The organism is Mesorhizobium sp. WSM3866 (assembly GCF_002294795.1).
Classification (GTDB): Bacteria; Pseudomonadota; Alphaproteobacteria; order Rhizobiales; family Rhizobiaceae; genus Mesorhizobium.
The window spans coordinates 59,792-83,918 of sequence record NZ_NSGC01000011.1; the positions used below are offsets into that span (position 1 = coordinate 59,792).

At 57.2% G+C, this 24,127-nt stretch carries 21 protein-coding genes and 4 pseudogenes; 6 read left to right on the top strand and 19 right to left on the bottom strand.

What is annotated here, in order from left to right; genetic code table 11:
• Positions 1 to 113: 113 nt before the first annotated feature.
• Entirely contained in the window at positions 114 to 1,730 is a 1,617-nt protein-coding gene (locus CK222_RS23720; RefSeq protein ID WP_095802140.1) for a hypothetical protein, read from the top strand.
• Positions 1,720 to 2,745 carry a dienelactone hydrolase-related enzyme gene (locus CK222_RS23725; protein ID WP_095802077.1) on the top strand — a complete coding sequence of 342 codons (1,026 nt, stop codon included), beginning with the start codon at positions 1,720 to 1,722 and terminating at the stop codon, positions 2,743 to 2,745. Before CK222_RS23720 ends, CK222_RS23725 begins: the two co-directional genes overlap by 11 nt.
• 439 nt (positions 2,746 to 3,184) lie before the next feature.
• Here the strand turns inward: CK222_RS23725 and CK222_RS23730 are convergent, their stop codons facing one another.
• Positions 3,185 to 3,691 (bottom strand): helix-turn-helix transcriptional regulator, encoded by a 507-nt coding sequence (locus tag CK222_RS23730; RefSeq protein ID WP_245433213.1) that lies wholly within the window; start codon positions 3,689 to 3,691, stop codon positions 3,185 to 3,187.
• 117 nt (positions 3,692 to 3,808) lie between these two features.
• On the opposite strand from CK222_RS23730, the gene CK222_RS23735 reads away from it, so the two are divergent.
• Both CK222_RS23735 and CK222_RS33410 read left to right on the top strand, forming a co-directional pair.
• A complete protein-coding gene (locus CK222_RS23735; protein ID WP_095802079.1) occupies positions 3,809 to 4,405 on the top strand; it encodes a hypothetical protein in 597 nt (198 codons plus the stop codon).
• Positions 4,406 to 5,866: 1,461 nt separating this feature from the next.
• A complete protein-coding gene (locus CK222_RS33410; protein WP_280951783.1) occupies positions 5,867 to 5,998 on the top strand; it encodes a hypothetical protein in 132 nt (43 codons plus the stop codon).
• A gap of 107 nt (positions 5,999 to 6,105) precedes the next feature.
• On the opposite strand, the gene CK222_RS23755 is transcribed toward CK222_RS33410, so the two are convergent.
• Together CK222_RS23755 and CK222_RS23760 are read right to left on the bottom strand one after the other, a co-directional pair.
• Positions 6,106 to 6,600, bottom strand: a complete 495-nt coding sequence (locus tag CK222_RS23755; RefSeq protein WP_095802081.1) for a hypothetical protein — start codon at positions 6,598 to 6,600, stop codon at positions 6,106 to 6,108.
• A gap of 232 nt (positions 6,601 to 6,832) precedes the next feature.
• Positions 6,833 to 7,460: pseudogene (locus CK222_RS23760) on the bottom strand (IS630 family transposase); the annotation flags it as partial.
• A gap of 53 nt (positions 7,461 to 7,513) precedes the next feature.
• Between CK222_RS23760 and CK222_RS23765 the strand changes: the two are divergent.
• Positions 7,514 to 8,548: an IS110 family transposase gene (locus CK222_RS23765; RefSeq protein ID WP_095802082.1), complete on the top strand. Its 1,035-nt coding sequence runs from the start codon at positions 7,514 to 7,516 to the stop codon at positions 8,546 to 8,548.
• A gap of 83 nt (positions 8,549 to 8,631) precedes the next feature.
• On the opposite strand, the gene CK222_RS33415 is transcribed toward CK222_RS23765, so the two are convergent.
• The 11 genes from CK222_RS33415 to CK222_RS23815 form a co-directional block, all read right to left on the bottom strand.
• Positions 8,632 to 9,171, bottom strand: coding sequence for a transposase (locus CK222_RS33415; protein WP_280951785.1), 540 nt, complete (start codon positions 9,169 to 9,171; stop codon positions 8,632 to 8,634).
• 222 nt (positions 9,172 to 9,393) lie between these two features.
• Entirely contained in the window at positions 9,394 to 9,807 is a 414-nt protein-coding gene (locus tag CK222_RS32715) for a hypothetical protein (protein ID WP_210201940.1), read from the bottom strand.
• A gap of 11 nt (positions 9,808 to 9,818) precedes the next feature.
• Positions 9,819 to 9,989 carry a hypothetical protein gene (locus tag CK222_RS32485; protein WP_176477728.1) on the bottom strand — a complete coding sequence of 57 codons (171 nt, stop codon included), beginning with the start codon at positions 9,987 to 9,989 and terminating at the stop codon, positions 9,819 to 9,821.
• Entirely contained in the window at positions 9,986 to 11,353 is a 1,368-nt protein-coding gene (locus tag CK222_RS23780) for an ATP-binding protein (protein ID WP_095802083.1), read from the bottom strand. The genes CK222_RS32485 and CK222_RS23780 overlap by 4 nt, the downstream gene beginning before the upstream one ends.
• A 9-nt stretch (positions 11,354 to 11,362) precedes the next feature.
• A complete protein-coding gene (locus CK222_RS23785) occupies positions 11,363 to 12,112 on the bottom strand; it encodes a hypothetical protein (protein WP_141247116.1) in 750 nt (249 codons plus the stop codon).
• 25 nt (positions 12,113 to 12,137) lie between these two features.
• A complete protein-coding gene (locus CK222_RS23790) occupies positions 12,138 to 13,346 on the bottom strand; it encodes a DEAD/DEAH box helicase (RefSeq protein WP_095802085.1) in 1,209 nt (402 codons plus the stop codon).
• A 43-nt stretch (positions 13,347 to 13,389) separates the two neighbouring features.
• Positions 13,390 to 14,382, bottom strand: a complete 993-nt coding sequence (locus tag CK222_RS23795; RefSeq protein WP_095802086.1) for an HNH endonuclease — start codon at positions 14,380 to 14,382, stop codon at positions 13,390 to 13,392.
• Between the two features lie 2 nt (positions 14,383 to 14,384).
• Positions 14,385 to 15,479 (bottom strand): site-specific DNA-methyltransferase, encoded by a 1,095-nt coding sequence (locus CK222_RS23800; protein ID WP_095802087.1) that lies wholly within the window; start codon positions 15,477 to 15,479, stop codon positions 14,385 to 14,387.
• Between the two features lie 2 nt (positions 15,480 to 15,481).
• Positions 15,482 to 16,882 (bottom strand): restriction endonuclease, encoded by a 1,401-nt coding sequence (locus CK222_RS23805; RefSeq protein WP_095802088.1) that lies wholly within the window; start codon positions 16,880 to 16,882, stop codon positions 15,482 to 15,484.
• Positions 16,882 to 17,091, bottom strand: coding sequence for a ribbon-helix-helix domain-containing protein (locus CK222_RS23810; protein ID WP_095802089.1), 210 nt, complete (start codon positions 17,089 to 17,091; stop codon positions 16,882 to 16,884). The genes CK222_RS23805 and CK222_RS23810 overlap by 1 nt, the downstream gene beginning before the upstream one ends.
• 369 nt (positions 17,092 to 17,460) lie before the next feature.
• Positions 17,461 to 17,886 carry a hypothetical protein gene (locus CK222_RS23815; RefSeq protein ID WP_095802090.1) on the bottom strand — a complete coding sequence of 142 codons (426 nt, stop codon included), beginning with the start codon at positions 17,884 to 17,886 and terminating at the stop codon, positions 17,461 to 17,463.
• A 337-nt stretch (positions 17,887 to 18,223) separates the two neighbouring features.
• On the opposite strand from CK222_RS23815, the pseudogene CK222_RS23820 reads away from it, so the two are divergent.
• A pseudogene (locus CK222_RS23820) lies at positions 18,224 to 19,632 on the top strand (ISNCY family transposase).
• A gap of 175 nt (positions 19,633 to 19,807) precedes the next feature.
• Here the strand turns inward: CK222_RS23820 and CK222_RS23825 are convergent.
• The 5 genes and pseudogenes from CK222_RS23825 to CK222_RS23840 form a co-directional block, all read right to left on the bottom strand.
• Positions 19,808 to 20,104: a hypothetical protein gene (locus tag CK222_RS23825; RefSeq protein ID WP_245433216.1), complete on the bottom strand. Its 297-nt coding sequence runs from the start codon at positions 20,102 to 20,104 to the stop codon at positions 19,808 to 19,810.
• 429 nt (positions 20,105 to 20,533) lie between these two features.
• Positions 20,534 to 21,576, bottom strand: a pseudogene (locus CK222_RS23830) (IS110 family transposase).
• 530 nt (positions 21,577 to 22,106) lie between these two features.
• Complete coding sequence (locus CK222_RS32490; RefSeq protein ID WP_176477729.1) at positions 22,107 to 22,277, bottom strand: hypothetical protein; 171 nt, start codon at positions 22,275 to 22,277, stop codon at positions 22,107 to 22,109.
• A gap of 82 nt (positions 22,278 to 22,359) precedes the next feature.
• A pseudogene (locus CK222_RS23835) lies at positions 22,360 to 23,147 on the bottom strand (crotonase/enoyl-CoA hydratase family protein).
• A complete protein-coding gene (locus CK222_RS23840; RefSeq protein WP_095802091.1) occupies positions 23,147 to 24,001 on the bottom strand; it encodes a hydroxymethylglutaryl-CoA lyase in 855 nt (284 codons plus the stop codon). The pseudogene CK222_RS23835 and the gene CK222_RS23840 overlap by 1 nt, the downstream one beginning before the upstream one ends.
• Positions 24,002 to 24,127 lie beyond the last annotated feature (126 nt).

Sequence of the window (24,127 nt, forward strand, 5' to 3'; positions counted from 1 at the left end):
TCGATCGTCTCCCGTGCCGGCCAAATCCAGTTGATAAAAGCGTTGATTGAGCACGAAGGCACGATAAGATACGAAGCCTAGCGAAGCGGAACGAAACTAGAGCCTATAAGTTGTTGTTTAAGAACGGAAAGTTATTTCTCCCTCCGCCCAGAGACGGGAGTGATTTCAAAGAATTATTCAAACGATTGGCGGCGGCGGGCGCGGGTCGACTGTTGGGCAAAGACGGGTTTCCTGCCGGCCCATGGACGCCCGAGCTCCTTGCAGAGGCGATTTCACAGATTGATTCCAACCGGGTTGGGGTCGATCTACGAACGGTGCAGCTTTGGTTTCAAGAGAACGAGAAGGGAATTAGCACTGCCAACATTCGTTGGCTGGCGAGGATTCTTGGATGCGATGATCCGGTCGCAACTAGCGAATGGCAGATGGAGCTTAGTGCGGCGCAATCGCGGCTATCGATCAAGAGACGAGGATGGAAGAGAGCCGGAAGCAGCGTTGCACAGGAGATTCCAGATACGGCACTGATTGCGACCTTCGACGACGAGACAGACTCCCCAGCAGTGCTGACACGGGATACTGACCCCAAGTGGGGGCCAAGCCGGCGTTTTAGTTTGGCGAGGAAATCGGAGGCGTTTTTTAGTCGCGGATCTCCCCTGAATTTACCGGCGTCGGTGTTTGCGGGTGTCACCGCTCTTGGGTTTTTGTCGTATCTTACGGGGATTCACAGCGTGACATATGGCCGGGCGGATGGCGTCGTCAAGCAGGTTGGGTTTCTTTGGACAGCGAATTGGACATTCGTCTTCATGGTATTTTTGCCACTGTTTTTTGCCTTCGTGACAGAGCTGGTGACCTTTTGGAAAGATGAAGCCCGCCCAAAGCTTGTAGCGCAGGGCGACAAGATGGAAAGCGACGATGCCTGGGCGCGCAGCGTACAAGCTTCTTCGTATTCATATTGGGCGGTTCTTTTGATTTGTGTGGTATTCGCCGGTCTTTTTCAGTGGATCGGCGTGTCTTTAATCCCGTTGCTCAAAGGTGGTGGCAGCTATGCGACGGACTGGGGCTCGTTGGCGATTGTGCGCCCCGAAGTTATATCGGTGCCGGAAGCGATCGTATTCACGGGGCTCGCTTACCTATACATGTGCCTATGTTTTTATCTGTTTTTCGTAGGCCTAATTTTGATTTATACAGTGATCCATGATCTTTGGAGAATTGGAAAAGCAGCGAGTAATCCGCCCGAGGTGGATTATCAATACGGGCTCCATGAAGCCAGCCTCAGGGTTATGCGTGCGATTTTTCGGTGTACTGTTTTGGGGCTTCTGATCGCCATAGTCATGAAGCTACAGAGTGCTTACCTGACATCGCGTGGGGAGAATATTGTGGCGTGGTTGGTCGGCGATATGTCTTCCGCTTTCTATGGGCGAAATGATGTGAGCGCCGTGATCAGCTACCGTAGGCCGACCCATTATAGTAGCCTTCTTATCGCTATTTCGACCTGTGCTGTATTTCTGTACGGCTCCATCCGTTTAGGTGTCGAACTTCGGTTTCGTATGTCTTTGTGGAAGATGTCAGCGATCGTAGCGTTACTCGTGGCTAGCTACTTGCTGATCGATGCATTTGCTGGCTTTTCGATCCTTCTGGGCGTTGGAGTGCTGTTCGCAATATATGGCCTGTTTGATCCAGGGTTGGGGCGACGGCAAGCGATTAAGTTGGGAAACAATCAGAGTGTATCATAGTTGGCTTGATCATTGGGATGAGCGGCGGGCGCGACGCGGTGAGGAAGGGAAGAAATCAACCGATTTCGCCCTTGACGCGGAACGCGCCTTTCCAGGTGCGGATAAGATAACAAGTATCGAGGAATTCTGTGCCCTTGCGGACCAAGCCGAGGCTGATCCAGCCTTTTTCGATGACCCGAATGTGAGTGATAAGGGGTTTGAAAGGCTAGATGGCTGGCTCAAATTTCCATCGGACATATCTACTGATATCGAACAGAACAATGTCGTCTCGGCGAAAATCACAGAAAGCGGGTCGTTCGATCAGGCGATGGTGATTTTTCACCATTGGAATGCAAGCGCCCGGAATCGTCAGATCGCCAACTTTTTCTCGCAACGTGGCATCACGGTTGTCGAGATCGCTATGCCTTATCACTTCGAGCGCAGCCGTCCCGGCTCCGCGCACGCTGACTATATGCTTAGCCCTAATCTCGGTCGAACGATTCAATCTGTAAGGCAGGCAGTGTTAGATGGGCGAAAGCTCATACGTTGGTTGAAGATCGAAGGCTATCGAGAGATTTCAGTTCTCGGTATGAGCTTAGGCTCCTGGGTTGCGGGCCTTCTCGCGGCGCACGACTCGGCTGTGTCGAAAGCCTCGTTGTTTCTCACGGCGGGGAGTCTAGCGGATATGGTTTGGACGGGTCGCGCGACACGATTGATACGCGCTAGTCTCGAGCCTGAGATTAAGCTGACCGAGCTCAGAAGGGCTTGGGGTCCACTTAACTTGGAGAATTACGCACATAGTTTGGCACGGCCTGATCTCGGTCTTCACGTTGTGTTGGCTAAGAGAGACAAAGTGGTGTTGCCAGAGCTATCGGAGAGGTTCATGCAGAGGCTGAAGGACGCCGGAGCTAGGCCAAATATTTTGGAATTAAACTGTGGTCATTATTCGCTCGCCATGCCGCCATACATTTTGTTGGCCGGTTTGAGCTTGAAGCGGTTTCTGTCGTGTGCTGACAAGTCTGTTCGGCAAGCATGAGTTTGGCGTTGGCCGGTCAGTTCACCAGCAAATTCTCTGGTGGGCATCACGACACGAAGTGATGAATCTGGGTCGCCCCCTACCGGAACCGACCCCTGGAATTGGCCGACAACGGCGCAGGCGTGACACCGGCAAAAGTCACGAAACCCTTTTACTCTACACGCGCCGGCAATCACACCGGCCTAGGTTTGACGGCTTGTTCTCATATGTTTTCGACCCTCAAGAGGAAGCTCTTCATCAGCAGAATTCCCGACGCCGCCACAGTCGCCCATGTTAAAGTCCCTTATCATCCCCGCCGTTGCAACAGGCTAGCAGCCGACGATGACAGGAGCGGCCCGACAGCCGCGGCGGGGGTGCTAGTCTAAAGTCGGCCGCCGGGCCTGACGGGCAGGGGCATGGGAGCGGTCGCCGGGGCCCTTTGGGAATACTCGTCAGGCGGCTAGATGTCGGCTCCGCCAGGCGGGATCTTTTCGGAAAAGAGGAAGGTCGCTGGATCAAGTTTCAACGCCTTGGCGATCGCCGCGATCGTGTCCACGCTGATATTGCCGCTCGCGCGTTCCAGTTTCGTGAATGTCGCCTCTGCCACGCCGATGAGTTCGGCCATCTCATAACGGTGCAAGGTACGTCGCTGTCGCTCAAAATCGATGACGTGCGCCAGCCGCTTGCGGATCGCATTGTCATCCAAGCGATGCGCCCACTCCGGAACTTTCTTGCCGCCGGCGAGCAGTGCTGCAAAAGACAGTTGCAAGGCGTTTGCCATGATCTGCAGCGTCGTCAATGTGACATTGTTTTTCTGACGCACAGTCTGAATGTAGGTTCGATAGGCCAGTTTTTCGCCCTCGGCGGTCCGAAACAGTTCGGCCATGTGCATGTGGGATAGACCGCGTCTAGATCTTTCCCGCTCGAGCGTCAGAGCAATGTTGGCGCGCAACGGATTGTTGACCACGCCTCCGTCGTCTCGTTTCATAAATCGATGTAGTCGCACAACCCTGCCTTTTTGACCTGTCCTTTTCCGAGTGGATAATCCATAGTAAACTGTCAAATCTGCAGCGAGGAAAAGGCTATGACCATACTCAAATTCCTATTGGGTGGTGCCGTCGCCATCGCGGGCGCCGCAGCTCTTCCATCCCAATCAAAAGCGTCGGAATGGGGCTGTCAGGTCCTCCTATGTCTTTCAGGCGACTGGCAAGGCACCCCCTCGTGCCACCCGCCAATTTACAAGTTGATTGCGGCGATGGAAGTCCCGGGTTTTAATTGGCCGACCTGTCCGCAAGCCAACTCCAGCGCGGCGAGATTTGAGAAGTATGAGGATTGTCCGTCTGGCTGGCAAGCAGTTGGCGCCCAATCCGATCGGCCGGGCGGTCAAGAACGGAACATGTGCCGCATCGCGGCCGATAGGCTCTCCCTGCCCGTCGTTGTCAAAAACGGCGCCCTCGGCGGGAATCGTCGAGACGGATCAGGACAAGTCCGAACCGAAATCGACGGTAAGGTGGTGACGGCAAAAATCCAGACCGCGGAGAACGATCGAGGGCATTCCCTTGGTAATGGCCCCACGTACTACACCATCCCTAGAGCGATGCGCGGAAAGCCCTGGTTCATCGAGTATGATGACGGGAACGGCGTGCGCCAGAAAAGCTGGTTCAATCTCAGCATGCCATGAGCCAGGCGATCACGCAGGACGAGAGACTATGAGGGTGACAATTCAGGGAGGTTTGCAGTGTTAAGGTGCTTTTCCTGTCCACTGTGATTTTGAACACAGGCGCTGTGTTGACGGCGGCTGGTCAGAGCGACAAGCCGCGATCAAACGTGGACAATCCTATGTGGCCCGCTTCACTGAAATGGGACTGCAAGACCGCTGCCAAAATCCTGTGTGAGCGTGATGGCAGTTGCTCAGTGGCTGAGGATCATACTGGATTTGTGCTGAACTACGGCAGCAAGAAGCTGAGTTCCCGACAAGCAATGTCAGGATCAAACGCCACTACCAACAGACCGTGCAGGCAAGCCCTTTGCAGCAGGAAGTTAAAGTTGAATTGGCTGACAATCGGGTTCTTTGGCTGACGGCCGTGGACGCCAGCCGCACTTATTCGCAAGCGTGGGTCGGCGCACTGAGCGAGTTGAAAGGTGGCGCGGTACTGATGGAATCCGAGGGAGTCTATTGCATGCCACACAAGTGATTGCGCAGAGAGGGGAGGCGGTTCCGGTTGCAACGCCGTGAGTGCTATGCTCTCCCACCGCGACCAGAAACTAAACGAATGTCACCGAAGCAGCTGAGCTCATACTGTTGGCCAACCGTGTAATGCGGAAGTTGCCGAGGGTTTCAGCCAGTTCGCAACCGGCCGAGCGCGATGAATGCGCTTCAGCTGTTCATCTCCTTCGCAGATGGAGGCCAGGTCCGAAGAAACTGGCTTGTTGCCGGCACTCGCGAGCTTGACCCGATCCGCATGTCGTGACCGCAGGCCAGAAAGAGTGCCTCAATCTTTGAACCCGACCGGTAGATTCCGATGGACGACTGGATATCGTGGCCTTGACCGGCCCTCCGGTAATCACGTCGACAAGAGCTTCGACGGCGAAGTTTGGAGATGCCCCCAGCCATGGGTCACTATATGACATAAAGGACATTATCATAGATAACCAACCATGACCAAGGCACTTGCTTCAACAGCACGCAGCGCGCTCTTGGCAACAAGAGCACAGGGTGCGATGTTGTTAGCAGAAAAAGAGGGGACGCAAAATGGCTGGCGATCGATATGGTACTTTTCGTACAGGTGAACTCGGGCGGGCTCTGGCGGCGTTGGCCGAAGATCCAAGCCGCTACGCCGAGTATGCCGCCCTCTCTCGCGTAGCAGTCCCTGCGGTGGCCGCGCTCTCCCACGAAATTGCTAGAGATTTCCCTCAAGTCAGAACCGATGACTTTGCCAAACAGGCTATCGGGGCGTTTGTCGGCAACATTATGCGCCAGTTCGGGCACACCATAGTGCGACGGGGTCGTGTTCCTGGCGACGTTTTCAGCTATGGCTCTGTCTGGTCGGCTCTTCCGGTTGAGCAGGTGCACACGCGGGCTTGAAGATTGCGCCTAGTGCAACCGCCGGGCGATTTCTTGCGCCCGGCTCGGAGGATTTCCGTGGACGGAGCGCAGGTTCTACAAATTCAGTTCTTCGGCTTCTCAGCATCTGCAAATGGCAGCTTTGCCGTCTGCATGCTGGCGGTTATCACGCTGGCCGTGATCCTCTTTCGCAGAAAGGGGAAGTCCTGAACATGCCGGTCGTGCCTCGGCGGGCGCGACGGATTCAGATGTCGATGAGGCCCTTCTCAGCCTTGGGCAAATCAAGGAGCATAACGTCCCCAAAGGTCGGTGCGGGCTTACCAGCGCCTTTCGAAGATGGCCCTGAGGTCGGAATGACACCGGAGCGCTTCAAGAAGGACCTCGATGGCCTCGGCAACTAGGCTGTCGTTCCGATCGGAATCTTGGTCGCCCGACTTGCCGCCATGGACGAGATTGTTGCGAACACGCCGGACGGCTACCAGGAGCTCAGTAACATTTGCCGGAGGTGGGACGGTGTCCCATCCCAACGTGCTGCCTTGCAGGGTTTGGCGACTCGGAGGATTGGTCATCAGAGTCGGCGCCAAAGCTTTGGCCTTCACCGCAGCAAAAAACGGCGCCTTTAGCTCCCGGGATGCAAACAGATCCCAGTCCGCCTCGACGACATTCTTGCGCCCGGCCTTGCCGAAGCCACCATCTTTCAGGGCATACTCAAACCTGGTGAACACCCGGATCTCGTCGCCGCGTGGAGGAAGCCTATTGGCGGCCTTCATGTCGATCGCCATCGTGGTCAGGTCCTCTGTTGATGAGATCATGACAGTTTCACCTTGGGCTACCTGGAAAGCGAGGGAAGGGCAGGGATCATTCTGGCTCCTCGACAACGATTGTTGGCGTTAGATCGCCAAAAAGGTCGCCGAGAATTTCACGCAAGCTGCTCCGGGGCACAAATGCAGCCCCCGGCACTTCATGATGATTCTTGCGTATCGGCCGAACCCCGTCCTTGTTGGGCGTCACGCGCCGAGAGTTGGGGAGGTGGTCTAGAGCGTTTCAGGTTTTGACGGAAGCATATCCTGCGTTTGCGAAGTAGTTTCTGCATTCGTTGGGTTCGATAGTTGATACCAGGTGGCCGAGATGTCGCCATGTGTCATCGATGGTTCGCTTCTGGGCCGCTCGCATCCAGTGTTTGATCTTGGCGAAGGCTTGCTCGATCGGGTTGAGGTCGGGCGAATATGGCGGCAGATACCAGAGCCTGGCGCCCGCGGAGCGGATCATCTGACGGATAGCAGCCGACTTGTGGGAGCCGAGATTGTCCATGACGACGATGTCGCCGGGCTGGAGCACTGGCACGAGCTGCTGCTCGACATAGGCGCGGAAGCTCTGGCCGTTGATCGGTCCATCGAAGACGCAAGGCGCAGCAAGACGGTCGAGCCGCAGGGCGCCGAGGAAGGTCAGCGTGCGCCAGTGGCCGTGTGGGGCAAAGCCGCGCAGGCGTTTGCCGCACGGTCCCCAGCCCCGCAGCGGAGCCATGTTGGTCTTGATCCAGGTCTCGTCGATAAAACACCAATCGTTCCGGATCGAGACCCGCCTGCCAGGAGCGCCAGCGTTGCCGTCGCCGCGCGATGTCGGCGCGAGCCTGTTCAAGGGCAAACAGCGTTTTATGGAATGGCCCGCCCTCCTTTGAGGCATCGGCTAGGATGCCTGTGTTTGGAAAGCGGAGAAGGACGAGCCATGACGATCATGATGCTGGGAATTGACCTTGGCAAGAACATCTGCAGCGTTGCGGGGCTGGATTCGGATGGGAATGTGGTGCTGCGTCGCCGCATGCAGCCCAAGACGGTCTTGAGCTTCGCCTCGAAGCTCGCACCCTGCACTGTAGCGATGGAAGCGTGCTGCGGCGCACATTATCTGGGACGGCTTCTGGCCGAACAAGGGCACGAGGTCCGATTGATGTCGCCGGAATATGTGCGTCCTTACGTGAAGGCGCAGAAGAACGACGACCGGGACGCGGAAGCAATCGCAGAAGCCGCCACACGTCCGACGATGCGGTTTGTCGAACTCAAGTCCCAGGCGCAACTGGATGTCCAATCGTTGCACCGGGCCCGCTCTCGGCTGGTCGGCGCGCGCACGACGCTGACCAACCAGTTGCGCGCCATCCTGCTTGAGCGTGGCACGGTCATCGCGCAGAGGCGCCATAAGCTTGAGCAGGCAGTGGATGCCTTGCTTGCAGATCCGGACTTCATGAGCGGCAGTCGCATTCTTCGCTTGCTCGCCGATATGCGGCAGGAATGGATAGATCTCGATCGCCGCATCGGGGCTCTGGACCGGGAATTCGTCGAACTCGCTCGCGACAATGTGGCCGCTCGGCGGCTGACGTCGATCCCCGGCATCGGCGCCCTCAACGCTACCGCACTCGTGGCTGCTGTTGGCGACGGCGCGACCTTCGCCAAGGCTCGCGATCTTGGCGCATGGCTGGGGCTCGTCCCGCGACAGCACACGACCGGAGGCAAGCCGAGACTGCTTGGTATCTCCAAGCGCGGCAACAAATACCTGCGCACGCTACTGATCCATGGGGCCAGGGCCGCCTTGCCGTCACTGGCCCGAAGCCAGACCACGCTGGGCGTTTGGTTACGCAATCTGCTGGCAAGACGACACCGCAATACGGTGGTCGTCGCGCTGGCCAACAAACTCGCCCGTATCGCATGGATGATATTGCGACACGAGGTAACCTTCCAGGCCAACCGAGCCACGGCGATGGCAGCTTGAAACAATCAGGTCAGCGGCGACACGAAATGAACGCCGTGTGACCCATGATGTCTGCGGGAGGACTTTGAAAGATGGCCTGACGGTCAAGCCGACGTTTTGGAAGCCTGGTTCAAAAGATGGCGCGTCGACGCCGTGAGTTTTATCAGGCCCGGAGCGTGCGGATCTCCATCTTGGCGACGGCTTCCGCCGACACGCCGTATACGTTGATGCAGACCAATAGTTGCCATCAGAAATAAACCTCTTGCCGAGGGGCGGGCCATACGTTTTTTGAACCGCAACCCCTCGCGCCGCAGGAAGTGCCACACCGTGTCGTGCGAGACCTTCACACCGCGTGCGGCAAGTTCGTCTTTCAGGCCGTGTAGCGACAGATGCGGCGTCTGCTTGATCCGCTCCACGATGAACGCCCGGTGCGGCTCCAGAACACGCTTGCGGTGGCCGCCCATCTTACCCGGCGCCACAGACCCATTCGCCCGATAGCGCTGCGACCACTTCACCGCCGACGAGACCGCAATGCCAAAACGAGCCGCTACCGAGCGGCAGCTCTCGCCGGCCTCGATCGCTCCAACAACACGCTCACGAAGATCGTTTGAAATGGGAGCCGTCATGAGATGCTGGCCTCCGATCCAGCCAGCATCTTGAATCACAAAATCACTCCGACAGGAATCCCACAGATTCAGTCAAAATCTGAACCGCTCTAGTGCCGCTAACGGCTGCCCAGGGGGGCCGCCAAACCAGAAGTACGGCCCCATCCTCAGATCGGATTCCAGCCGGATCCAGATGGCGCAGCCACTGGGCTTCTCAGCTAGGGCACGGGAGAGTGACACGGTGCCGGGCTTCTTCTGTGTTCAGGTCTTGAACTGGATATGCCGAACGATCTTTCCCCTCGCCATGACTAGGTCGTAGCCGTGGGCGTCGAACTCCGACCGCAGGACTTCAACATTGTAAACGCCATGCCGAACACGTGCTCGACGATGCGCTCCCGCAGCGTCGAGTAAAGGTAGTTTGATGCGACCGTCGTCATATCCGGCGTCCACGTCAAGACCGGCGTTCACCAGCCTACCGGCGATCTTTCGCATCTTGGCAAATTCAGTACCGTAGGCCGGCGTCAGCCCCACCGCTTCGCAAAACTCTTTGCCTGTTACACCCTCCAGAGCATCGGCATACTTGATCACCTGAACGTGGAGCTCGGCGATATATCCATTTCGCGGCGATGTCTCGATCGCAACCTTGATCTTTTTCAGTGCTTCGGCAGGCGTCATAGGCTCACCAATTATTCCGCCACGTTTTCCTCAGTCGCTGTCGCATGCTGTTCGATCAGAAGCGATACGCGAAGCAGGGAATCTTTCAGCATTTTTATGGTGTTGCTATCAAGCTTGGAGCGAAGTTTTTGAGCCTGCCACTCGGCCACAGCGTCATAAACGCAATGCCGGAAATAGTTCATGATGCCTTGCTCACCGGAAATCTGCGACACATGCGGATGCTGCATGTTGATGATAACGATGATTTTCCATCTGAGCCGGCCTCACAGACCACATAGGGGTCATACGGTCCGATGTCGGTGCTGACGACATATACCCATACCTTTAGGTCCCCAACCGTCGCTTGGATATCAGCCGCTCGACCTGCTTTCACTGGCTCGGCAATCCGCGACAGCGACTCTTTGATCGCCTCCTCGGGGGGCAGAACCTCGATTGAGATTTTGTCGACCATTTCAGGGGACATTAGCTCGTCCCGAAGGCCAGTAATCGCCAGGTCGATCTCGCCTTCTGACGGTCGACGGCCATCCTCCTGGTCCTTCCAGGGTGTCCTGGCGATGTTGATGAGATCGCTGATCTCCTGCGCCAGTTTCTTCTCGAAAAGCTCCTCTTCATCCCCATACCACTGGATGTTGTCTTTGGTATGGGTCACCTCGAAGTCCTCAAGATGGATCTCCCCCAGCAGTCGCTGGTTGAGCAGATCGTTTCGGTTCATGCCGAAGATGCGTTCGGGCCTCCATGCATCGGGCCAACCCTTCACGACCCGATCGGCATGCAATATCGAGAAGCCGGTGTCAGCACGTGCGCCCTTGTCCAGAACACCAGCCCAGCCATGTGCGATTTTGCCTTCGATATCGAACATAAACTCACGCTTGTAAGGTTCGCCGGCTCGATTACGGCGCAGTTTTGATTCAAATTCCTCCCATGATAGAAGTTCGTCGTTGTACCAAAGGTCCAAGGTGTTATTCCGAAAATCGACACGGTACATGGACTTCAGGAAGTCCTTAATCTTACCGATTGTACGTCCCTTGAACTCCCGGTTGTGCTCTCGTATTTCGATGCGGGTGTAATGTTCGTCTGGGGAAAGGCCGTCTATTGTCTTCGTATCGAGTGTCGGATCGCCTCCTTCAATGCGCTTGACGTCGACTTCGACGGTATATTCCCGGGTATCGCCCAGCTTTTTCGTAGCTATGGACCACCTATTGCCAATCCAGCATGAAGACGTTTTCATCCCCATGCCATAACGGCATCTCCCCGTATTAATGGCGGGCGGATTTGCAATCTTGAGCGCATGCTCCAACTCGGCGTAGTCCATGCCCATCGCGTTGTCGACAATCCCGAGTACAGGATCGTTGCCCTGGCGCTCGTAAGTGATTCTAACTTCGAGTTTTTCGCCTTCACGCTCATAGGCTGCGTCTAACGCGTCTTTGTTGTTCGCATAAGACTGTGTAGAATTATCTACAAATTCGGCCAAAGCATACCAAATCTCATAGTTCATACGCCGATAGCTCGCTATGGCGTTAAGACCGATCTCTATGTTGAATGTCATGCTCCCCCCTCAATTTATGGTCGTTATAGCGTACTGCTGATTTTCCATTCGAACCAATGCATATTTTTTACCTTGCTCGATCGGCATTGTACCTATCGGCGTAACAAAGCACTGGTTAGCGGTGTCGAAACGTTCCCAAAAGGTCATTTGACCATCCACGAGGATGGAGACTTTCTCGCCCGGCTTAAAGTCCAGCCGTGCCGGCGATTTTACCGACAAACAACGAGGCACCAGGCCAAAGGAAAGCTCACTCAAGACATCCTGAGAAACCGGCGGCAACTCGCCGTCAATCGCGAATATATGTCTATTGGACTGCTCTGACCGATAGATCTCGAAGGTCATCCTGTGGGCGCCATACCGCCGGATTTCGCGGCCCCATTCGTCATCATATTTATTTACCAGTACCAGCACCTCCGGGGCTTCGCCCCGGAGCATGTCGGATATTTTTGCAGCGTCGAGATCTTTACACTTGGAAGCCAGATAGCTCGCGTGTTCCTGGCCGTAGAGGCCCTTTCGCAGGGTATTGATCTGGGGGATGACATGCCGGTGCAGGTCGTGCCTCTTCATTTCAACCTCGACTACTACCCATTCCTCGTAGTCATGGGCTATGATTGCCAAATCCGCCTTCGCCGACTCGCCGCCTGCATAGACCGTCTTCTTAAAGGGAACGATCCAGGATGCGGCGCGCACAATGGCTGAATTTTGCATGAGCAAGCTCTCGAATTCCGCTTCGGCAAGGGCTGTCGGTGACAATTCCACGAACCATTCGCCACGGTGAAACAGCCTAGGCATCGGCTCGTACCCGACCTTTTTGCCATGTCACCGTCGTGATCCCCTCAAGGTTCGCAGCTTCCGTTTCCAGGCGCTTCTTCTCCTCATCAGTTGAGAAGAGAGTGTAAACAGTGGCGGAGTCTTTCCCTTTTGCCCGACGGAGGATGCGGCCCAGGCGCTGTATGCGCTGGCGCTGACTGGCCGTCGAGCTGGCAACCACACCCAAGCTTGCCTCAGGCACGTTCATCCCCTCGTCCAATGCCCGGCAACAGACAAGGACGTCAAAGTGTCCCTTGCGAAACAGCCGAAGGTTGTCTCGCCGAACGTCCGGTCCGATTTCGGCGTGGTATATGGTGGCCCGGTGTCCCCGCTTAAGAAGCGAGGCCAGTATCGTATTGGCTGCAAGGATTCGCTCATGAAAGATGACCGCGCGCTCTCCGCGGTGGGCTTCTACCAGCTTGATCGCCACGGGAATGCGCATGGTGGCGTTGGCGGAAACCGCCGCCCGCTGTTGAAGCAGCCATTTCAGTCTGTCTTCCTGGCCCTCGCCGGCGTTACCCTTGCGCAAGGCGCGTGCGATCGATTTTGAAAGACGCTGATATTGATCCTCTTCGTCGGGCAGCATGTCGACGTGGACATTTGTCAGCGAGAAGGGGCTGATCACACCATCCCGGGCGGCGTCTTTGTAGGTGTATTCGTAAATAATCGGCCCTAATTTTGGCGCGACCAGCGCACTGAACCCTTCATCGTATTCTCGCTCGGGGGTTGCTGACAGGCCAAGGGTCGCCGCGAAATCCCCCTGCATGGCTTTCGCATTTGCCGGGGAGCCAGCCCGGTGGCACTCATCTACGATGAGAAACACGCGGCGGCCCTTTGCAAAGGTCGAACTGAAACGGCGAGCCGAGTTGATCACCGCGATGATAATCGGCTCATCGCCTGTCGGCCGCTCCTGGCCGCTCAGCAGGCCTATCTGTCGCGGCGAAACGTTCAGCTCGTCCTGGAGAGCCAGGCACCACTGATCCAGCAGCGATACCGTGGGGACTACGATCAAAACTTGGCCGTTGGATTCCGATGAAAAGAAATCCAGCATGCAAAGTTGGGCAAATACTGTTTTCCCGCCGCCGGTGACCACCTGTACGATGCCGGCATCATTTTCTTTCCAGCGGTCCAGCGCAACGGTTTGCCATTCGCGGGGTTCATAAGCGAGCTTCCAACCCTTCATTCTGGCTCCTCTTGCTGTCCAGATGTGAAGGCGCGGAAGTGCATTACCATCCTCTGAGGCTGTTCGCCGAGACCACGAATTTCTTAGACAGTCGATCCTTTTTGTCCGGTGGGATGTGGATCACGGGCCGAAGGCCTGCCCTGAAGCTTTTGAGGCCTTCGTTGCGGTCATCCTTTTTCAGCTTGGAAGCCATGACCTCATTGAGGACGACAGAATAGTCGGGTTTGAACGTGACAAGGCCCCGATCATAGGCACGATGGTGGATCGCACATAGCGCAACCCCGTTTGACGTTTCATCCGTGCTGTCAGCATGAGCAACAGGAAGGATATGGGCTCCGTCAACCAGGCGCAGTTGGGTGCTGCACATGGCGCAGCGGTGGCCGTAGGCCCCTAGGATCCTCTTGCTGAAATCCAGAGCCCGCAATGCCTTGCGCGTGGTCACGATTGCATGCTTGCGGGCTGCGGCAACGGCTGCATCGATCTCGGCTTCGTCTACGTCGTCCGGATCTGCGCTAAGCTTCTCGAGGAGGGCGGCCTCGGCAGGCACTTTTCCACTGTCATGCAGGTCGTCGAGAAAACGCAGATAAGTGCCCATGAAGTCCGGACGGATGGCTATGGCGGTTTCACCCTTGGCGTTCCGATAGGGAGCAAAGCCGTTCAATAAGGCATCTTGTAGGCTAGCGCGCGAGATTTGCATCGAGGGTGACGCACCCAGCGGAGCGAGGTGCTGCCGAATATCCCAGCCGGCGAAAACCTCGGCGTCATCCCACCACCCGAGAATGACCGTCTTAACTCCGGCCGGGTTTGTGAGATGATCAAAGCCAGTCACCTGGATCCGGAATTCATCCGGATTCCGCCCCTTGCCCCCATGGCTTATATTCCAGATATAGACCCGAACGGCAAAGTTGCTGCCCTCTTTGAAAACCTGAAATCTCGCAGGATGTTCGTCTTTCGATAGAAAGAGCACGCCCCAACCGCCCATTTTGAGCGCTTCGACAAAACGGGCGACGAGTTCCAGCTTATTGAGGCGGGCCATGGCTATTCGTCCGGCGCTCGAGCTGCGAAGGAAGGTGCCTCGGACGCCATCGAGCCGCCTGTCGACCGCTGGGGCTTCTTGCCAGTGGTCGCCGGACGTTTGCGGCCGCCTTCTGGGTCAAGCGGAATCGGATCGGGGCCGTTCCAGAGCAGGCTAGGGCGAGGGATCTTGTAGAAACCCTCCTCGTCCTTGGCGATCGCTCGCTCGGTTGCCGGGTTTGAGAAGCGGCCGATGGCGCCGTCCAGATACTCTTCCACCAATTCCGCGCAGACCCAGCGTCTGCCTAGCCGCTCCGCGACTTCGCCGGTGATACAGCTGCCGCCGAACGGGTCGAAAACGGAGTCGCCGGGATCGGTCAACATGCGGATGAAGTATTCCGGCAAGTCGGCTGGAAACCGGGCAGGGTGCGCCTTGATGCCCTTGTCCTGGCAGTAGCGCATGTACGCGCTATTGCTCTCGGTGTTGGGGATGGCGAGCAGATTCGGCGGTATGGCCGCCCCGTTGTTCACCGCAAACTTGTCGCTGATATCGTGCCCCGAGGGCCGCAGCTTTGCCTTGTAGCCATTGGTCAGCAGCAGTTCCATGCTGGGGCTGTAGGGTTGCAACACGCGCCGGTTGCTGGCGCGCGGCCACTCGGTTTTCGACAGCCACCATATGGTGTTGACGGCATCCTTGACCCGGATGCGCCGGACATTCACCCATTCGGCCGGGGTCGGTAGCTTGGACGGGTTCCACCAATAGAATTCCTGCGCCAGGTGGAAGCCGTACTCCTCGCACAGCATGATCAGCAGTTTGAAATGATACAGGCTGCGCACTGGGGCACCGGGCTTCCAGGCGCCCCCGAGGTCAATCACCAGGCTCCCGCTGTCCTTCAGGATGCGATGAAACTGCTTCGCAAAGTCGCGAAACCAGTTCAGGTAGGCGTCTTCCTGCTCGTTGCCGTACTCCTTTTTCCGGGTCAGCGCGAAAGGCGGGCTCGTGACGATAAGGTCGACGGTCGACGCCTTCGTCGCCTTCATCACGTCGAGGCTGTCGGCGTGAAAGATGCGTCCAAGTTTGGTCGTAAGGAAGAGGGGCAGGGCGGTTACTTTTTTCATTGCTATACAGCCCCTAAGTCGATTTTTTTTAATGCCATGGCGTATTCTGCCTCGCGGCGGAATGCGTCGATTAGGTGGGCCGGCCTGGCCGTCACGGCCTCAAGGTCGGCCCGGTCGATCATGACGATCGCCAGATTGGAATCGCTCATGATCTTGTTGGCATAGCGCCGCGCTTCGGCGCCGATCTCACCTGTCGTGACGATCACGATGACGGTGCTCTTGAGGAAGTGCGTCAGCCCGACTTCCTTCGCCACGTCATCCAGCGCCACCCGCGCGGTATTCTTGCACTGGACCTGCCAGCGCGAATAAACCAGCCGTGCCGACTGGAAAATCAGATCAACCTCAGCGCCGCCCGTGGCGCTAGCGCGCAGCCGGGTTGCCACGTAGTCCATAGCGAGGTTGCGCATCAATTTGAAGGCGAGGGCCTCGAGGGCGAGCCCGGAAACGTAGCGATCCTCCGATTTTATTTCCTCAAGGATCTCAGCCAATGGCTTGGTAAGCAGGCTGAGCAGTTTCGGATCGACCTGGTCTTTCAGCTGATCGAGGAGGGGGCCGATAATCTCGGCGTCGACCTTGGCCGTGGGCGCGACCAGAAATGGCTTTGCTCCCCGTCCGGTCGTGGTTTTCGTCGCCTCAATATAGCCGGCAGCGCTCAAGGCATTGAGAACGTCCTTGGGCAGGCTCTTGTCCGGGAATCGTACGCCATAGGTGGCTGCGGCCAGTTTCACGATCTCGTTGGCCGGTTGCGGCTCGGTAATGCCCGTATTGGCTAGGGCGAGCAGAAACGCTCGCTGCTGTGGGCTAAACTTGGCAAGTGTCGGATAATCTTCAGGGTCGGTGCCTAGAACGGCCCGCAAGCGGATCGTGTTCACCTGCCAGCGGTTGCCGACGATCACACCCGCCTTCGCAAGCCACAGACGCATCATGCTGGGGTGTTTGCCGCCTCGGGGAAACAGCACGCCGCGTTCTTCCAACGCGTGGCGCAGCGTATCAAGCGTAATTTCCTCGCCGGCGGCCACCATGTCTTGGAGGCATTGGACAAGGGTCATGCCCTTCAAATTGAGAAGGATATGTTTGGCGAGCGCCTCATAGAGCGCCTGCTCGTCGCCACGAAAGTCAAAAAGCTCCTGACCAAACGGCGTAAATCGTGCCTGCCGATCGATCAGACCGTAGGCGATCATGCCGAGCTTGCAGTTGTTGGCGAGCTTGCCGCGGTTGTACTCACCGTCCTGGTCGGGCTCGGGCTGAGCGGAATGCTCGGAAAAATAGGTCGCCATGATTTCGGCTTCCAAGGCATGAAAGTCACCCTGGTGACGGTTCACGATCTCCAGCAGATCGGGCAGATGGATTTGCGATGGTGAAAATTCACTGCCAAAGGGAAGGTCGCTGCGTTGGATAGCCATTATTTGCGGCTTTCCAAGCGCCCTGCGGGCTTTTTAGACGACATCAGCGACGAGGACGACCGGCCCAGATAGTCCTGCACAGCCCGGCGAATGACCCACGCGGCCGACACGTCATTGCGTTCCGCCGTCGCGCAGACTTCCTTGTAATCTTTCTCGTCCAACGTGACTGTGAGCCGCGCAGGATGCTTGTCGGTTTTTGGCCGTCCCATGTGATTCGCCTTGGTGTTTTCTTCACCACGTTAGCACGGGAACGAATCCGGAATAGCCGGAGCAGGAAGTTCATGCACAAGGCACTGGCGAACCGCCCGCCAATTTAAAATGCCAGGCTGACGCGCTGATATTCTTACCTAACTGCTTTTGCTTACGCATCGATTGATCGAGAAGAGAGGGGCCCCCCCTCTTCTCGCATCCGCTTCAGTACGGAGATTTGACCAGCCAAGCTGGCGAGGGAGCGTGCCCCAGACGAACGGCATCGCGATAGTAACCCACGATGCTTTCCATCGCCCCGGTGCATCGCGTAGGCCGGATCGTCGTCGAAGTCGCGGCTCGGCCAGTATGGTCCTGCCTGGGCTGGGATTTTAATCGCATGCGACTGGAAACGGGTATAGCCACCACGCGTAGGACAGGTCAATTTGGATCAAGGTCTCGATTCCAGCCAGGCGGAAGCGCACCCTGTCTGGGTCCATTTCGACGATCCAGATGGCCGGGTCATCGAACATTCCTGCCACATAGCGGCCCGAGTGGGGCAACGCAGGCAGTTCGATGGTTTGAGGCGCTTCAGAGTCAGAAAGCGTCAACAGGCGCTGACGGAACTGCGCTTCTTCGAACCGCATATAGCGGCCCTTTGCGCCGGCGTCTAAAGCGGTTCTGAGCGCGGCGTGGGTGTTGTAGCCACACCCGCGAGCAATCGCCTCGGTAAGGTGGACAGACCCGGCGCTGCATTTGTCGACAAGCAAGCGCTTGAGGTCCCTGAGATAGGTAGTTGTGAGCTGGATGACAGCCATTGTCGTGCCTCGTCATGCGGTCGAAGATCGCTGTTTAAACATCGACCTCGATGAAGAGGAGCGACAAGGTCTTATTACGTATCCAAATCATTTTGACCCAGCGACAAGTCAGGCAGGACAGGCCCTAGGGCGGATATATCCCAAGGCTGTCTGGTGCCAGCGGTTTCTGATGATCAAGGGCCATTCAGGAGAGTGTCGGCGTTAAGCCATTTATGCGACTTCATATTGTAGCAGCTAAGTTAAAATGTCCGGATCTGGCAAAGAGGAATGTCGCTCCTGCCTTGCCAATCTGCCCGCGTTCGAGAGCGCGGGAGATTGCAGATTGGGACTGGTTTTGATGAGCGAACGCGAGCTGCGACGTATCGAGGTTTTGTCGAAGATTGTTGAGCGGCGAATGACCAGCGTTGCGGCGGCAAGCTTGCTCGACGTTTCAGTTCGTCAGGTCCAGCGGCTGTTGAAGACGTTCCAGGCGGATGGCGCTGCGGCTCTACGGCACAAGGCGCGCGGCCGACATTCCAACAACCGCATCATCGATGGCGTTCGCGAGTTTGCGCTGGAGCTGATCCGCGAACACTACGTCGACTTCGGACCTACGCTTGCCCGCGAGAAGCTGATCGAACGGCATCAGCTCGCGGTCAGTAAGGAGACGCTGCGCAAATGGATGACGGAAGCTGGAATCTGGACGTCACGCCGTGAGCGGAAGCGGCGGCTGCATCAGCCGCGCGGGCGGCGCGACTGCTTGGGTGAGATGGTGCAGATCGACGGCTCGCACCATTGGTGGTTCGAGAACCGTGGCGCCAAATGCGCCCTGCTCGTCTTCATCGACGATGCGACCGGCAAGCTGCTTCACCTGCGCTTTGCCGGCTCCGAGAACACGTTCGACTACTTCCACGCCGCCAAAGCGTATCTGCGGGAATGGGGCAAGCCGTTGGCTTTCTATAGCGACAAGCATGGCGTGTTTCGCACCACCCATGGTTCGGAGAAGGACCGAACGACTGGCCTAACGCAGTTCGGTCGCGCGCTCTACGAACTAAACATCGACATCATCTGCGCCAACACCCCGCAGGCCAAGGGGCGCGTCGAGCGCGCCAATCAGACGCTACAGGACCGGCTTGTGAAGGAACTGCGCCTGCGCGGCATCAGCACGATCGAGGCGGCCAATGCCTATGCGGCCGAGTTCGCCACCGATTCCAATGCCCGTTTCGGAAAGGAGCCACGCAATCCGAAGGATATGCATCGCCCCCTTGCCGATCATGAGAACCTGGACGGCGCGATGTGTCGCAAGGAATTCCGCACGCTGTCGCAAGCCTTGACGCTGCGCTACGACAAGGTGTTGTTCATCTCGATCCAAGTGCCTTTGCGAAGAGCCTGGCCGGTAAGAAGGTTGTCGTTTGCGACTATCCCGACGGCCGCCTCGAGATCATGGAGGGCAGCACGTCCCTACCCTATAGAACTTTTGACAAGCTGCGCTCGGTTCACAGATCGGAGATCGTCGAGAACAAACGCCTGGATGAAGCGCTTGCAATGGTGGCCGAGATGCAGGCCGGCCGTGAGCTTATACGCAGCCAGCATGGGCCGCGGCGCACAGGCCAGGCGAACCACATGTTCGGCATTCCGGATGGCACCCAGGCGAATGGATATGTGAAGCGCGGACGCAAGCCGGGCAAACAAACGGATTTCATGAACGATCCCGCCGTTATAGCTCGGCGAGAACAGGCGCTGGCAAGGCTGGAAGCTGCGGAATAAGATTTCGCACCGGATCCTCAGTGACATCGCGCCAATGTGGGCGGCAGCCGTTTAATCTGTTCTGAAGTTCGAGATTTTCAGCGCCGTAGCATGTGCAATGAACGCTTCAATGCTGTCCTTTGGGTAGCCAAGAAGAGTGCCTTTTAGCCTCGCTAAATCATTCGTCGTGAAGACGTCAAAGGTCGCCCCCGCTGCGGCACATTCGTGAGATCATTTGGCTAGGCTTACAGCGCCACTCCTCTGTTGGCAGGCAGTAGCGACGTTCCTCAATAGAGGTTTCAGGGTCAATGTAGGAGAACTTGAGAATACGCCCTTCATCGACAAAGGGTTTGAAATGCGCGTCACCGATATCTTCTGGATTCATACCCGGCTCTGCTGAGAACAACGCCATTGGTTTCTCGCCCCGAAGCATCATTTGCAGTTCGCGGCCATTATGTGGCCCGATACCAGGCGGGGGCGTGCGTTTTGTCATGGAGCGTCTCCAGTCTTCTGGTCGCTCCATCGTCGCAAGAAACACTTTTCTCAGCAATGCACTAAGGCGGCAAAAGGACGGGGCCTGCCCTTCGTTCAAAGCCGTTTACAGGCTCTCAAAGCTCACATGAGGAGTAATGCGTCAAGGCTATTTCATCTGTCCATGCTGAAGCCTTTCGGCTGTCTAATCGGTTCCATGGTCTGAGCCGTTTCGCTCGATGCGGCACGTTTCCGTTGCCGTTTCAAACTCACATACGGTCGCCGCTGGTTCGGCTGCACCACTATCCCGCTTGCGTTGCGGCAAAGGCTCAGGAGAACGAGTCCATTCTAAAGCGCGGCATTTGAAGCCAAACTTTGAGGCGGTTCGCTCACCTGGATCCGCCAGGTTGATCAGCCCTGGAAGATTGCTGTTCTGGGTTCCGGTCGGCCGTCACGCGTTCTTCATGACGGCTCCCTCGATCAGAATGCCGAACGCCGCGTACTTCCACAGCGCCACCAGCAGCTTGCGCGTCAAGGCAACGATCGTGCTTCGTTTCAGCCGGCCCCCATTCGATTGAACCCGCTGTGCAAACCAGCGGCTTAGCGCCGAATCCGGCTGGTTCCGCAGCCACAGCCATGCGAGCTGGATCATTGTCGTGCGCAGCCGCGGATTGCCTGCTTTCGGCACGCCTTGCTCACGATCAACAGTTCCGCTTTGCCATGGCGTCGGCGCCAACCCCGCGTAGGCAGCGACTTCGCGTCGATTGTCAAAATGGCGAGAGAACCCTTCGGCCCACAGGATGGCGGCGAACTCCGATCCAATCCCTTTGAGAGCACCCAGCATAGCCGCAGGTCCAGGCACTGGATGTGTGGCTCCCTTTGTAGCGGACATCATTGCATCGCGCTCGTCTTCCACCGCGCCGATATGCTGAATCAACAGTTCAAGGCGATCGAGCTCACGATCTATCTGAGTCCTTAGGTGCCGAGGCAACTGACGGCCGTCGCCGGTCACCAGACCTTCTAGTCGTTTGCGCCGATCCTTTCGAAGGGGCTCGTAGCCGCTGATACCTTGGGCAAATAGCAGGCCCTTGATACGATTGACGTGCTCCACCCGTTCCGCAATTAGGACCTTCCGTTCCCTGCAAATGCGACGCCGATCTTCGTCATCCGGACTTGGCGGCTTCACCATCGCACATACCCGCGGTTCTCCACGCTTGAAGGCAAGAAGTGTTCGAACCAAGGCCTCCCCATCGATCTTGTCCGTCTTCGCGCGCCGGCGGCGACGAGATGTTGCGTAGAAGCCGCGTCGACGACATGGCTCTCGAACCCATTTGCCTCAAGAACCCGATGAATCCAAAAGCCGTCCAGACCGGCCTCCTGAATGGTCACGATTGGGAACGATCGGGCAGTTCGTGAAAGCGCCTTCTTCCGAAGGTCTTCGAACAGGCTGAACAGTCCGGCAGTATCGCCGCCATCTACCGCACGTTTCGACATCTTGTCGCCGCTGCCCGGCGACAACGACGTAACCAGCCAGGTCGAGCGGCTCAATTCCAAGGATACAAAGATCGCTCCAAGGTCGATACGGACAGTGTTGGGGGATCCAGTTTCGGGGGACACATTCTCCACGGCGATCTCCTGTTGAGTGGGTGCTTCGATGCAGCCTCACCCTGACAGAGCGCCGGCCGCCGTTCACTCCTCATGGGATCTAAAGCCGAGGGAGCTTCACTGGAACGCCCCCGATCGGGCTCTGCAACCCCGACCAGCTGACGCCCGATCGGGCGCTCAAGCCGGAGCCAGGAAGGGCGTCACTGTCGCATTTCTAACTTGCTGAGCCCCTACCCTTTGAACAGGCCTGGCGACATTTCTACTTTGCTGGCAGCGCGACATCCGAACTTGGTTGCAACATAAATTGTAGGGGCTAGGCGAAACCCATCCCATTTCGGTTCGAACTGCCAGATTGGCCTCGAGCCCTGCTCTCGATCAACCGCTAACGTCAGGGACAAAATACAGCAACGCAACTCACTTCAACCCACGCCTAAGGACGAACAGGCCAGGCGTCTTTGGAGTAGCGCGTTGCCATGCGTTTTCTCATCACCATGTCCGATAAGGAATTGAGCCGCCTCGAAGCATTGCAACGTCCCGTCGAACAGCAAGCTTTGTAAAGCCGATCCCGCGTCCCCATAAATCTTTCTCATGTTTACACTCCAGTCATGGTACAGCCGTTGAGAGGTGATAGAGAAGCGACGAGGCGCTTCAATTGCCCTTGGGCGGTAAGGCTTACGCCTGCCATCGCGGCTTTCGGCGGTCAAAGAACGCGGCGATCCCCTCTGCAGCGTCGGTGGTTTCCCACACGTTTGCCAGCAGCGAAATCGTCTCATCGATCACAGTATGGTCGATCACCGGCCCAAGGCGGCGTGCCAATCTCTTGGAGGCCGCGACCGCTTGCGGTGATGCTGCGCGATAGGGGTGAACCTCAGCCGCGATCGCGTCATCAAGGGCGCCGAGAGGCACGACTTTGGAAATCAATCCTAGATCGCGTGCGTCGCTGGCATCGAATATTTTTCCCGACATGAAGACCCGGAGTGCATGACCCTCCCCCATCCGTGACAGCACATAGGGAGAAATCGTAGCAGGGACCAAGCCAAGCTTGACCTCGCTGAAGCTGAATCTTGCTGAGTCAACAGCGACCGCGACGTCACAAACACTTATCAAGCCGAGACCACCGCCGAAAGCTTGGCCATTGATGCGGCCTATGAGCGGCTTGGGCAATTCATTGAGCGCGCGAAGTGCTATTGCCAGCTCCTCGCCTCCGCTATTCGCTCGGGACGCGCCGCTGAGGCTTGAGCCCGCATCCAGCTGAGATCTCCTCCAGCACAGAAGCTGTCGCCCTCCCCGGTCAAGACCACAGTTCGTACCGTATCGTCGGCAGCAAGAAGCTCAGATACGGTTGCGATTTCGCGGATCATCTGCCCAGACATCGCGTTGTGCTTTTTCGGCCGCGTCAAAGTCAACGTGGCAAGTCCGGATTCATCGGTCGTAACCCGGATTGTTTCGTAGTTCATAATCAGTCCCTTCTTAGGCTTGCCGCGAATCCGGCCGCATCGCCCAACTGCTTCAAATTCAAGCCCGTCTCATATCCTCTCGTGGCCAGCAGATTGGCAACCGCGAGAGTGTCGACGTTGCCCTTTGCCCCCGGGGCGTAGGGGCAACCACCGAGACCGCCGACCGCGGCATCGAAGCTACGCAGCCCCCTTTCCAAACTCACCAATACATTGTCGAGGGCCCGTGCTCTCGTGTCGTGGTAATGTCCCGCTAGGCGTTCGGGCGGGACGTCAGTCAGCACGGCATCCAGCATCGCTGCGATCGTTGCCGGCGTGCCATGACCAATGGTGTCGCCCAGCGAAATCTCATAGCAACCCATCTTGAGAAGTTCGGTCGCAACCTTGGCGACCGCTTCCGGCGATATCGACCCTTCGTAGGGACAATCCGTGACGCATGAGACATAGCCGCGAACCGGAATCCCATCGGTAGCCGCCGCTGCCAGGACAGGCTGAAAACGTTCGAGGCTTTCAGCGATCGAACAGTTGATGTTTCTACGGCTGAAGGCTTCCGAGGCCGACGCGAAGAGGGCAACCTCGCTGACCCCGGCTGCCTGCGCTGCCTCGTAGCCCTTGAGGTTTGGGACCAGCGCCGTATATGCGACGCCGGCCTTGCGGCGAATGCCCGCCATTACGCCGGCCGCATCGGCCATCTGTGGCACCCATTTCGGCGACACGAAAGAAGTCGCCTCAATCTTTTGGAAACCGCATTCTGAGAGCATATCAACGAGTCGGATCTTTGCAGCCGTGGGTATGAGACCCCCTTCGTTCTGCAACCCGTCACGGGGCGCCATCTCAAAAATACGAACAAACTCTCCCACTAGAGCCCTCCTGGCCGACAGCGGACCAGCCCTTAGGTCTCCGATCCGCGTTTACCTACACTATTCGGGTCCACCATTGAACGGCACAGCGACCCATCGCGCGATACGCTCGTGTTCGTGGCGTTG